Origin of the sequence: Blautia wexlerae (assembly GCF_013300825.1) — a bacterium.
GTDB classification, from domain to species: Bacteria; Bacillota; Clostridia; order Lachnospirales; family Lachnospiraceae; genus Blautia_A; species Blautia_A wexlerae_B.
Window position 1 is genome coordinate 88,846 of the sequence record NZ_JAAIMY010000011.1, and the last position, 11,990, is coordinate 100,835.

Consider the following 11,990-nt stretch of genomic DNA (forward strand, 5'->3'; position numbering starts at 1 on the left):
TTGTTCTCTTTTTGTTCCCCTTCCTTTGTTCTAGCTGTAATATAACACTTATTATTAGCACTGTCAAGAGGTGAGTGCTAATTTTTTTGTGAAGAATTTGTGAACCGACAAAAAAAGACGCAACCCACATTTCTGTGACTTACGCCTTTCTCTGCTCATATTTTCATCATCCAGACTTTTAACTCTATTTATGATAATTTACTCATAACACCAGACCTTACAAATGACATTACTTTCCACAGCACTCCACAATAGTTTTCTCTACATCTTCTATCTGAAATGGTTTTGCCAGATGTGCGGTCATACCGGCTGCGAGACATCTTTTGGCATCTTCCTCAAATGCGTTTGCAGTCATTGCAATGATCGGAATTGTTTTTGCATCTGGCCGGTCCATGGCACGTATGGCTTTTGTTGCTGCAATGCCATCCATAACAGGCATCATAACATCCATTAATATGGCATCAAAGGTTCCCGGAGAATTATTTTCGAAGCACTCCACCGCCTGTCTGCCGTTTTTTGCAACTGTAACCTTGGCACCGTCATCTGTCAGCAGCATTTCTATGATTTCTGCATTAAGCTCATTATCCTCGGCTGCCAGCAGATGCAATCCACGAATATCATATTTCTCAGCAATTTCCTTATCCTTTTTCTGTTCCCGGGCAATCTCAAATGGAATGGTAATGACAAACACAGTTCCAACGCCCACCTGACTTGTCACTTCAATACTTCCATTCATCTGCTCAATCAATCCCTTAGTAATCGCCATTCCCAGACCGGTTCCCTGATAAACACTCCGGGCATCTGTTTTTTCCTGTGAAAACGGATCAAAAATGCGGCTCAGAAACTCTGCACTCATCCCTATACCTGTATCAGAAATCGTCCATCTGTATGTACAGATTCCATCCTGTACATCTGCAGCCTCCATTACCGTAGTAATCTTTCCTCCCGGCTGGTTATACTTAATACAGTTTCCATAGATATTCAGAAAAATCTGGCGAAGATGCAGTGAGCTTCCATAGACATAAGGATAGGGAATATCCTCCTTATTTTTCTCATAAATCCACTGAATGTCCTCATCTGCTGCCCTGTGAGTGATAATACTCTCAATCTCATAGACCAGATCTTTGAGACAGATATATTCATGAGTCAGAACAATATGACCTTCCTCTATTTTACTCATCTGCAGAACATCATTGATAAGGGAGAGCAGATAATCCGCTGCTATCTTCATCTTTTTATGATTTTCCCGTATCAGTGCTTTATCCTCAAAATGGGTCTCGTCAATCTTTAACAGACCAATAATACCATTCAAAGGTGTCCTGATATCATGGCTCATGCGGCTTAGGAAATTGGTTTTTGCCCTGCTCTCGGCACGCATCTCATTGAATGCTGCCTGAAGGCGCGCCTGTTCCTGCTCATCCCGTTCATGTCTCTGTGTGGTATCCTGCAGCAGAATGATCGCATAGATCATAGGCACCTCAGCAAGAATTTCTGTATCAAACACCACCATTTTGGTCATCAGAACTGTTTTCTGTACCCAACGGATACTTCCATCGTCTTCGCGGGCACAATATTCCACAGACATATTGGTTTCTCCGTTCTCAAACCTCTTACGAAGCTTTTCACAATTATCTGTCATACAGTAACCGGCAATTGTTTCCTGGGTGATTTTTTTCTCATATTCCCAGCAATAATCCCGATAAGAACATGGAAGCGGATAGTCCATAAAAAGTTCCCGACTCTTCTGTTCTTTTCCATTCAGTACGATCCTTCTTTCCAGAGCATCCTTTGTCAGATTTACTGTATAGATCACATCTGACAATTCCAGAAGCGCATCCACATAGCTGTCATTTTCCAGGATTGACTGTTTCAGTTGTTCATAATAGAGCTGAAGCTGCTCTTTTGCACCTGTCTGACCTTCAGAAGTCTTTCGGATGGTTTCAAATGCCAGAAGAAAATGATGCAGCTTTTTGTCCTCATCCCAGTCCACCGGAATCAGTGTCAGGCGGTTATATGCCCCCTGTTTCCCGATATTATACTCATATTCCAGCACGTCTTCCTTCGTATGCATCTTCTTTTGAAGCTCCGAAATCTGCAGTCCTTCACGGATATCTGCCTGACAGGACTTTTCAATCTGTTCCTCTATGATCTGTTCCACTGCTCCGGAATATGCACCATCAGAGGCCAGGAAAAAATTTTCACTGGAACGAATTGCCCGATAGGTATCCATCCTGGCATCACAATACAGACAGTCTGAAAAATTACTGCCATGCTGATTAAGCAGCTTTAACAGCTGATATCCCTGATTCTTTTCTGCTGCAGCCTCTTCCCGTTTCACATGATTCTTATTGATATACATGTTTTTGTCTGCGCAATTAAACAGTTCTCTCATTGTACTTCCGGGAAAATCGCCGGCCAGTGCAAATCCCACCGCATAGCTTAGGGGAGTATCCGGATACACTCTGGATTCCTCTGTCATATCCCTGCGCACCTTTTCAAGGCACTGTATCATCTGTTCCCTGTCCAGTCCATGGGTAACTGCAAGAAATTCATCTCCACCGGCTCTTCCCACAAACTGCTCGGCCGGCATGGAAGCCCGCAGACAGATGGCAAATCTACGGATATAGGCATCACCGGCTTCATGACCTCTGCTGTCATTAATACGCCGGAGATTATTAAGATCAAAACTGCAGACACCGGTATCTGCATCCGGTTCTGTCTCACTCAGCAATTCTTCACATTTATTTTTGTTCGGAAGTCCCGTTGCATCATCCAGATATACCTTTCGCTGCAGCAAACGGTTCATTGCAGCATATTGTATTGCTTTGATGAACTCATATGCGATCAGCAGCATCAATACAACAATATCTGCTGTAATATATTTTTCAAGCAATGATAAGGATGTGGCTTTTTTCTGCGAATATTTTTCGGCCAGACCTGTTGCTTCATCACAGATCACAAAGAAATCCTCACTTCTGGATATAATATCTGTTTTTTCATATCCTTCAGATCTCCCTAAACAGATTTCGTTATACAGACCAGAAAAGCCTTCGTCCAGTTCCTGCATTTTATTCTGAAAATCCCTATCCTTCAGATATACCAGATTCAGTTTCGTATTTCCATTGCGCAGACCATCAATGAAAGACTTTACTTCCTGGATCATTGCATCGTCCTGTTCCCCGGTAACCTCCAGCTTGATGATCCTCTGTGTCTCTCCACGGACTAAACCGGTATAATTTACAATACGGGCCGTTCCCTGAATATCAGAAACAATTCCCATCATTATAATAATAAGGATAGCCAGAATAACTACCAGAACACCGATACTGACCTGAATAATACTGGATTTCTTTTTCTTATTCTTCACTTTTGGCACAGCCCTCCCTCTTTTGTTTTATTCTGTAAAAAATGGTCTGGATGAACCGATATCCCAGATATCCTGATATAGCGCCTGCCAGGGCTCCGCCAAGAACATCTGTGGGATAATGCACATACAAATACAATCTTGATATTCCTATCAGACAGGCAAGAACCAGAACCGGTTTCCACAGCTTCTTTTCTCCTGCCAGATATAAAGCAGTTACCGAAGCAAATGCCGCCGCTGTATGTCCTGACGGAAAAGAATAATCATGAAGTCTGGATACCAGAAGCTGCACTCCTGTATTTACATCATAAGGTCTTGTCCTTGCCACCAGATTTTTTAATATTACATTGCAAAGTAATAAATCTATTATCAAAGCAGCTGTCATAACTGCACCTGTTTTTCTCATTTTAGGAATCAGAAGAAATACTATCGTCATCACGATCCATATAATCCCTGCATTCCCCAAGCTCGTAATAAACACCATCAATTTGTCCAGAAACGGCGTGTGTAGAGTCTGGAACCAGTCCAGAATATTTAATTCAATGCTCATATCTTTTCTCCCATTCTTTCAGCATATGCATTATTTTACCCTACTTTTTCCTGTATGCCTACTCAAATTTGAATGTATTTATTTATAAACAGGCAAAAAATACCCGGCAAAATTACTTTTCGTAATCTGCCGGGTGTTCTCTTTTTCAATTTTTTTATTTGACTGCTCCGGTAATACCTTCTGCAAACTGTTTCTGTAATACAAAGAATACGATCATTGTAGGAATAGAACAGAACAATACACCGCACATCAGCATACCATAATCTGTCACATAACCTGTGATCAGGTTGGCGATCAGCATTGGCATGGTCATTGCCTTGTTGTCTGTCATGATTACCTTTGGCCACAGATAAGAGTTCCATGCATTCATAAAGGTAATAACAGCAGCTGCCGCATATGTAGATTTCATTGTAGGAATGAACATCTGGAAGAAAATCCTTACTTCGCTGAGTCCGTCAATACGTGCAGCTTCAATAATATCAACCGGGAATGATCTGGCATTCTGACGGAACATCATGATCATAAACGGCGTGGAAATAATCGGAAGGATAAAACCTACTGCTGTATTCAAAAGTCCTGCCTTGGAGAACATTTTGAATAACGGAACCATAGTTGCAACCTGCGGAACCATCATAGCCAGAAGCAGGATTGAAAATACTCTGTCTTTCCACTTATCATGGTAAACTTCAAATCCGTAACCTGCGATAGAGCAGATCAGAAGACAGATCACTGTAGTAAGGATTGCATAAAAGAAAGAGTTTCCAAGTGCTCTCCACAGTGGCTGCTGGGATGTAAGATTACGGAAGTTTTCCATAAAATGGCTTCCCGGAATAATTCGTCCACGTGATACATCTGTGGATGTATTAGTTGCAGCTGAAATCATCCAGTATAACGGGAATACTGAAATAAATGACACGATGATCAGAAAAATATAGGTTGGAATCAATCTTCTCTGAATGGCTGATTTGTTTTTCTTAGTCACGTGTATCACCTACTTTCAAATTAATAAATGCAAGTACAGCTACCATAATGAATATGATAAATGACATTGCTGCTGCATATCCAAAGTTTGGTACGTTAATAAAACATGTGTTGTAAATATAGTGGGACATTGTGATTGTTGAGTTTGCCGGTCCACCCTTTGTCAGGTTGACAGACTCATCGAACAACTGCAGTGTACCATTAATTGACATAATAAATGTCATAATAATTGTCGGTTTCAGAAGCGGAACAGTAATCTTCCAGAAAGTCTTCCAGCCATTGGCGCCATCAATCTTGGCTGCTTCATATACAGAATATTCAATATTCTGAAGTCCTGCCAGATAGAATACCATGTTATATCCGGTCCATCTCCAGATCAGCGCAAGGATAATTACAATCTTGGCACTGGCGGAATTCCCCAGGAAATTATAGCCGGTAGATAAGATTCCAAGTTTGATCAGAATACTGTTGATCAGACCATCTGTAGCAAACATGGAACGGAAGATCAATGAATAGGATACCAGGGATGTTGCACATGGCAGAAATACACAGGTACGGAAGAATCCCTTAAATTTCAGATCTTTGTTATTCAGAAGCTGCGCCAGAAGAATTGCCAGTACCAGCATGATCGGCACCTGAATGATCAGATACAGGAATGTATTTACAATAGACTGCTGAAATACCTTGTCTGCCAGAATACGTTTATAGTTGCTGAAGATCGGATCTGCAAATCTCATATTTGCTCCGGCTCCGGTCTGCAGGGAAATGATAAATGCACGTATCATTGGATAAAAGCTCATGATCGCGATCATGATAGTTGCAGGAGCCAGGAACGTCCATCCTGCTGCCCTCTGCTTGCCAAGCAGAGACATACCTTTTTTCTTAGAATTCACGTGAACTCCTCCTTTCAAAAAACTCTGTAACTGTTCAGCATTTTGCCGGACAATTACCAACTCTTTGCAGTAAGATGGGGGACTGCTGGCAGTCCCCCGCACTTACCTGTTTTCATTCACTTAATCACTGTCTACAGATTGCTTCACAGTTTCACTGTTCCCGCAATCCTGACATCATCTGATCCTGCGATCAGAATTTATTCAGTCATCTTGAATGCCAGAGTATCCTGAGCTTCCTGAAGGGCATCTTCTACAGGTGTGCCGTTTACGATATTTACAACTGCTGTGTTGACGCATTCTCTTGCTTCATAATGATACGGTGTTTTTGTGAACTCCGGAATATGAGAAGAGTATTCTACAATTGTGGAGAAGATTGGCTGTCCACCAAAGAATTCATTTGGCTCGTTGTAAACCTTAGATTCACCTGCCGGCAGATAACAGGAGATTGCACCTGCTTCCGGAAGGATTGCATCATAGAAATCTGTGCTGGAACCAAATGTACTTGCAAGGAAATCTTCTGCAAGTTCTACATTCTGGCAGTTGGATGTAACATACCAGGAAGATCCACCATTGTTTGCATAGTTTGTAGCTGTATCAACATCGTCTACTTTAGGCATTGTTGTGATCTGCCACAGACCCTTCTGATCTTCTGTAGACATCAGAGTAGCTGTGATCCAGTTACCATTTACAATACCTGCTGCCTCACCGCCTGTAATAGTAGCGATATATTCATCCCAGTTATTTACAAGTTTAACAACGTCATTCTTAACCAGATCTACATAAAGATTGATGCATTTCTCTGCAACTTCATTGCCTACGATGTAAGCTTCGCCATCTTCGTTTACGAAGTTAGCTCCGCAGGACTGCATCATCATCATCAGAGTATCGCCACCTGTAGCTTCACTTGTAAGAAGATATTTTCCGGTTTTTTCATGAACATCTTTACCGATTTCCATGAACTTGGACCATGTGATATCTGTCAGATCATCAATAGTATATCCTGCCTCGTCAAGGATATCTGTACGATAGCATGCAATAACAGCGCCATTATCAAACGGAACACCATAGTGTGTATCATCTACCATGGAATAGGACTGTTTCAGTTTACCAAAATCATCCCAGTTAATGTTGATATCTTTCAGATCTGTGAATGCATCCGGATAGCTCTTCAGATATTTCTGATAGCTGTTGTCCTGCATAAGAACGATATCAGGAAGTGTGCTGTAATCTCCTGCATTTGCTGCTGTTGTCAGTTTAGTCTGGCAGTCATCAGAAGATGTCTCTACGATATCTACAGAAAATCCCTCATGATCTTTTGCATACTGATCTGCTGCGATCTGCATGGATTTGATGTTGAAGTTCTGATCCCACGCCCATACAGTTAACTTGTTGTCATCATCAGATTTCGCAAAAACAGCTGTAGCTGATCCTGCAAAGGATGCTACCATAGCACCGGTCATTAATACTGCGAGTAATTTTTTTCTCATATTTATATCCTCCTTTATTAAGCTTATTCTTTCTTCCGAATCGCTTGTAAGTTGATTATAGCATCCGATTTTCAGGTATAGTTTGCATAACCGCACACATAATGTGCAATTTCGACCATTTTATGTATTTTGCACTATTAAAAATATTTAAAAATATATTTTTTGTTCACTTTCTCATTTACTATGTTTTTACTATGTAATTTTAATAACAAAGGCCACTTTCATGGACAAAAAAATATATATTTTTGTCTTTAAAAATGACCTTTGTTATTATTTCATAAATTTTCCGTTCAATTTTTGTACATATTTTACAGTTTTTAATTCATTTTATGCAAAATAGACTTTTTCAGGATATTGTGTTTTCATCGCATGAAGCAGTTCCTCATTAAGATCAAGAAGCAGTTTTATTTTGTGCCCGTCTTCCCGGATGATCATTGTATAATAAGGAGTATCTTCATCATAAGAGGTATAATCGTATTTTTTCAGCTTCTCCGTTCCACCATTCTTTTTGTACCTTGCAACACTTTCATGCCAGTGCGGTGCCACTGTCTCCAGATTACTCAGTTCCAGTATATGAGCTGTTTTGCGATACTTCTTGCCATAGATCACATCTATTTCAAACTGACCGTTTTCCATCATGTATTCATAATCCTTCTGACTGAATATATCAAAGACAAAATACAGCCCCGCAAGCAGAAATCCCGGAAGCATAAATGCCTGGGAAATCGTGATTCCCATAACCACAAAAAGCACTGCAAAAACAATCATTACCACACGCAGGACTCCGGACATACTCTTTTTCTTTCTTGATACCTGCTCCACAATCTTATAGTTCATAACTTTTTTACCATCCTTCCTCTGAATGAATATCGAAATCCAAAAGCTGCTGTTCATAATTCTCCGGCCGCTTTCTCCATTCAACCGGAGTCACTCCCATTATCTGTCTGAAGTTCCTGTTAAACGTTGAATTGGTCGTGAAACCACATTTGTGCGCAATATCTGCCACCGGTATATCTGTTTTCTGCAGAAATTCACAGGCAGTATGAATCCGCACAGAATTAATATACTCCAGAGGACTTACCTTCATATGCGATGTAAACACTCTTCTGAAATGAGTTTCACTGATATGGCAGATCTTCGCCAGATCCTCTATCCGGATATCCTCCATATAGTGATAAGAAACAAAATCCAGTACGCGGGTGATCATATTTGTAAGTTTCCCTGTTTCCTCTTCCACCCTGTCTTCCGGTGAAGCCCGGTTCAGTCTGGCAATTTCTACTAGTAATGCCGCAAGAACTCCACTGGATTCTTCAATATAAAATTCTTCTCCCTCACGCATGATATTCATGATCTTAAGAATTTTTGTAGCTATAGAGGGGGACTCATTCTCTTTCAGAAATAAAGCCTTAGAATATATTCTCTGAATCATTTTTTCAGCCTTTACCGGATTGTTCAGAAATTTTTTCATGAAACCTTCCACATCTATGAAAAGATACTCCCATTTACTCACCGTACCCAGATCACTGTTAGTCGTATGAGCATAATTGGGTGGAATCACCGTAAATTCTCTTCCCGAAAACCGCATTTTAGCCTCACCAAACGCCATAAATCCATCCCCTTCGTAACAGAAACCAATCTCCAGATAATTATGAAAATGAAGATAATCCACATCATTTCCATAATTCTGAACCCACTTCTGTCCCAGAAGAGCCAGGATCGGACTTCCGACAGGCATCTGATAATAACGGAATTCCATCTTCGGTTTTTTTCTCTTCTTTGCCATACAGTCACCTCATTTTCTGTTCTGTATTTTCACAATATGATTTTACCAGTTTTTTATATATTTTTCGATATTTTTGTACATTTTCCAACAAAAACATACAAAAACACCTGGCAGACTACTTTTTATAGTCTGTCAGGTATCCCTTTTCCATATCTGTTATTATCAATCTTTTTATTCACAGGCTCATGGCTGAACCCGAATAATTTTGACTGATAGCAGTTCTATACATACCTCTAGTATCACTTTATTTTCTTCATGATTGTGGTTTTCTTCTGATTCCACACTGGATTGCATCTGTCGGACAGACTTTGCGGCATCTTCCACAGCGGATACATTCCGAACTGTTGGAGTTTTCCACAGGGTCTACGATCATCTGGCAGGCTTTTGCACATTTTCCGCATTTTATACACTTATCCTTATCCACTCTGTATTTATACAGGGAAACAGGATTAAAGACGGAATAAAATGCCCCCAGAGGACAGATATATTTGCAGAACGGACGGTAGATTAAAATGGAGAGAATGATTGTTATGACAAGGATCACATTCTTCCATATGTACAGCCAGCCCAGTGCACTGCGCATGGATTTATTCAGAAGTACCAGCGGCAGTCCGCCCTCCAGTGTTCCTGCCGGGCAGATTAGTTTGCAGAAATAGGGTGCCCCCTGTCCCATAATATCCACCAGAAACAATGGAAGCAAAATTACAAATACTGCGAAAATCACATATTTCAGCTTACGAAGCAGTTTATCTCCCTTGAATGTACGAATTTTCTTAGGAAATGGAATCTTATTCAGCAGATCCTGGATCAGTCCAAAGGGGCAGAGAAAACCGCAGATCAGCCTTCCCACCATAGCTCCAATGAAGATAAGAAATCCCACCACATAATAAGCCATCTTGAAATTCCAGCTCCCTATCACAGCCTGAAGAGAACCGATAGGACAGGCGCCAACAGCACCGGGGCAGGAATAACAGTTCAGGCCCGGAACACAGGCATTTTTCAATTTGCCTGTGTAAATTTTGCCTGTGACAAAGCCGGTAACATGACTGTTCGTAATGAACGCCCACAGTGCCTGGATTCCGTGGCGAGGCCACTCATTAATCTTCATATTTTTTGTGTTTTGTTTCTTATTACTTTTGTTATCGCTGTTCTTTTGATTACTCATTTATCCTATTCCTACACATTCCATACAGATATTAATGGCTTTTGTAAACACCACTGCCAGCTCTCCGCGGAAAATCCCATATCCCATAAAGCAGACTCCCACAAGCATAAGAATCAGCGCCGGCCATTTACTGTTCCATATTTTGCTGGTTTTTAATTTATTCATTTATTTTCCCTCTGTGACATTCTCCAGCTCTTTTTCCACGATCTCTTTCCACTCGTCCAGACTGTGGCTTCCGGAGTAGGTCTCACCTACAATATTTCCGTTTTTGTCAACAAAGAATGTTTCCGGGAAAGCAGAGATTCCATTGAGACGTCCGTTCATCATTCCGGAATCCGGGATCAGGAATGGATAGGATGCCTTTGTTTTCTCCTGAAGTACCTGAGCCTTTTTCACTGCTTCCTCATCCTGCTTTCCATCACTGCCTACTGTATCCAGTGTCACGCCTACTACTCCTACTCCTTTATCCTTCATCTCCTGATAAAGCTTCTCCAAATCAGGAATCTCATTGACACATGGAGAACACCAGGTGGTGAAAATATTTACCATAGTCAGATCATATTTGCTGAAGATATCCTGTGTGTAAGTTTTTCCATCAACTCCTGTTGTTTCAAATTTGCCTACATTTGTTCCTTCAGCTGCCTCTGTACTGTCAGAAGTATCCTGCGGCTGATCAAATGCAGAAAGCATCTGGAACGGGGTCATTTCTGTAAGTGTTACTTCAATCCCCTCCACATCCTTTAACAGGTCTGCATCCGCATCCTTGTTTGTGCTGAGATAATATTTATATTTGCCATCACTGCTGGTGCCCAGTTCTTTATGCTCTGTACAGCCGGTAATCGTATCCAGATCTTTCTGGGATTCCTCATCATACATTCCGATCACACCTACTCTGCTGAGACTTTTCAGCCAGTCATCATATCCGGTGCCCATCTTGTCCACCTCTGCATCCTTCTGCTCATCTGTCAGGGTACACCAGCTGGCTGTGGCATATGTGACTGCATCTGCATTGTCATTCCATCTCTCATCTGTGAACATGGAAATGTTCTTCTTCTCCATCTGCTCTTTCAGGTCTTTGGAAATCCCTAATTTCATTCCAAGAAATGGATACTCATAAGTATCCTGTGCAGGCTGAGCAATCTCTGACGGTTTGAAGGATCCTGCGATCAGACCTTCGGAAGCTGCCACACTGCCATCTTCTGCTGCCTGAGCATCCTTTCCATCCATCTGAACCGCACCTGCACCGGCTTCCTCTGCAGGCACTGAAAGAGTTTCCTCTGCATGTGCAGTTACAATACCTCCCATAGATGTCACACTTAATACACCTGCTGCAAAAATCGCCATTAATCTCATTCTTCTGTTTTTCATTATAAGTAAGCTCCCTTCATTTTTTACTGTTATGATTTTATATTACTTTTAAGCCAAGCCGATAAAAACATACACTTCTCTACCTGCTCCTAACCAAATAACTGCTTCACAGTTTAATTGGTTAATTCCTTATGTCTGTCCGCAGATTTGGATTTTGTCCCCGCATAACAGACATCGTTTTATTGATATGCACACATTATAGCATCTGAGAAATAAAATCTGTGTTAAGAAAATAACTTTTTTCAAAATTTTATTTCATGGCCAGTCACAGACAAATCTGAAACTTGGTGACATGCTCTCGCCACTTAAATCTTACAGATTTTGAAGTGGGGGCTTCCTGCTCAATTGCCCTTCAGGGCAAAGCTAAAACAGGCTATCCCCGCGTGTCCCGCGGTTCTT

At 41.1% G+C, this 11,990-nt stretch carries 10 protein-coding genes; all 10 read right to left on the bottom strand.

Annotation, left to right across the window (positions count from 1 at the left end):
• Positions 1 to 229 precede the first annotated feature (229 nt).
• Positions 230 to 3,367 (bottom strand): ATP-binding protein, encoded by a 3,138-nt coding sequence (locus tag G4417_RS07750; protein WP_173683221.1) that lies wholly within the window; start codon positions 3,365 to 3,367, stop codon positions 230 to 232.
• Complete coding sequence (locus tag G4417_RS07755; RefSeq protein WP_173683222.1) at positions 3,357 to 3,914, bottom strand: phosphatase PAP2 family protein; 558 nt, start codon at positions 3,912 to 3,914, stop codon at positions 3,357 to 3,359. The genes G4417_RS07750 and G4417_RS07755 overlap by 11 nt, the downstream gene beginning before the upstream one ends.
• A 154-nt stretch (positions 3,915 to 4,068) precedes the next feature.
• Complete coding sequence (locus G4417_RS07760; protein WP_020993239.1) at positions 4,069 to 4,896, bottom strand: carbohydrate ABC transporter permease; 828 nt, start codon at positions 4,894 to 4,896, stop codon at positions 4,069 to 4,071.
• Entirely contained in the window at positions 4,889 to 5,788 is a 900-nt protein-coding gene (locus G4417_RS07765) for a carbohydrate ABC transporter permease (protein WP_118670290.1), read from the bottom strand. The genes G4417_RS07760 and G4417_RS07765 overlap by 8 nt, the downstream gene beginning before the upstream one ends.
• Before the next feature lie 197 nt (positions 5,789 to 5,985).
• On the bottom strand, positions 5,986 to 7,275 hold the full coding sequence (locus G4417_RS07770) for an ABC transporter substrate-binding protein (protein ID WP_055054103.1): 1,290 nt from the start codon (positions 7,273 to 7,275) through the stop codon (positions 5,986 to 5,988).
• A gap of 327 nt (positions 7,276 to 7,602) precedes the next feature.
• Positions 7,603 to 8,112 (bottom strand): hypothetical protein, encoded by a 510-nt coding sequence (locus G4417_RS07775; RefSeq protein WP_330598231.1) that lies wholly within the window; start codon positions 8,110 to 8,112, stop codon positions 7,603 to 7,605.
• Between the two features lie 7 nt (positions 8,113 to 8,119).
• On the bottom strand, positions 8,120 to 9,058 hold the full coding sequence (locus G4417_RS07780; protein WP_243268842.1) for a helix-turn-helix transcriptional regulator: 939 nt from the start codon (positions 9,056 to 9,058) through the stop codon (positions 8,120 to 8,122).
• Between the two features lie 253 nt (positions 9,059 to 9,311).
• Positions 9,312 to 10,223, bottom strand: coding sequence for a 4Fe-4S binding protein (locus G4417_RS07785; RefSeq protein ID WP_330598232.1), 912 nt, complete (start codon positions 10,221 to 10,223; stop codon positions 9,312 to 9,314).
• On the bottom strand, positions 10,224 to 10,388 hold the full coding sequence (locus tag G4417_RS07790) for a CD1871A family CXXC motif-containing protein (protein ID WP_008705440.1): 165 nt from the start codon (positions 10,386 to 10,388) through the stop codon (positions 10,224 to 10,226). It abuts the gene before it with no gap.
• Positions 10,389 to 11,591, bottom strand: coding sequence for a TlpA family protein disulfide reductase (locus G4417_RS07795; protein ID WP_020993243.1), 1,203 nt, complete (start codon positions 11,589 to 11,591; stop codon positions 10,389 to 10,391). It lies immediately after the preceding gene.
• Between the last annotated feature and the right edge of the window lie 399 nt (positions 11,592 to 11,990).

What these genes read in the sequence shown, in the direction of transcription:
- G4417_RS07755 (WP_173683222.1), bottom strand. Translation starts at nt 3,914, where the DNA reads ATGAGCATTGAATTAAATATTCTGGACTGGTTCCAGACTCTACACACG.
- G4417_RS07795 (WP_020993243.1), bottom strand. Translation starts at nt 11,591, where the DNA reads ATGAAAAACAGAAGAATGAGATTAATGGCGATTTTTGCAGCAGGTGTA.
- G4417_RS07785 (WP_330598232.1), bottom strand. Translation starts at nt 10,223, where the DNA reads ATGAGTAATCAAAAGAACAGCGATAACAAAAGTAATAAGAAACAAAAC.
- G4417_RS07775 (WP_330598231.1), bottom strand. Translation starts at nt 8,112, where the DNA reads ATGAACTATAAGATTGTGGAGCAGGTATCAAGAAAGAAAAAGAGTATG.
- G4417_RS07770 (WP_055054103.1), bottom strand. Translation starts at nt 7,275, where the DNA reads ATGAGAAAAAAATTACTCGCAGTATTAATGACCGGTGCTATGGTAGCA.
- G4417_RS07780 (WP_243268842.1), bottom strand. Translation starts at nt 9,058, where the DNA reads ATGGCAAAGAAGAGAAAAAAACCGAAGATGGAATTCCGTTATTATCAG.
- G4417_RS07790 (WP_008705440.1), bottom strand. Translation starts at nt 10,388, where the DNA reads ATGAATAAATTAAAAACCAGCAAAATATGGAACAGTAAATGGCCGGCG.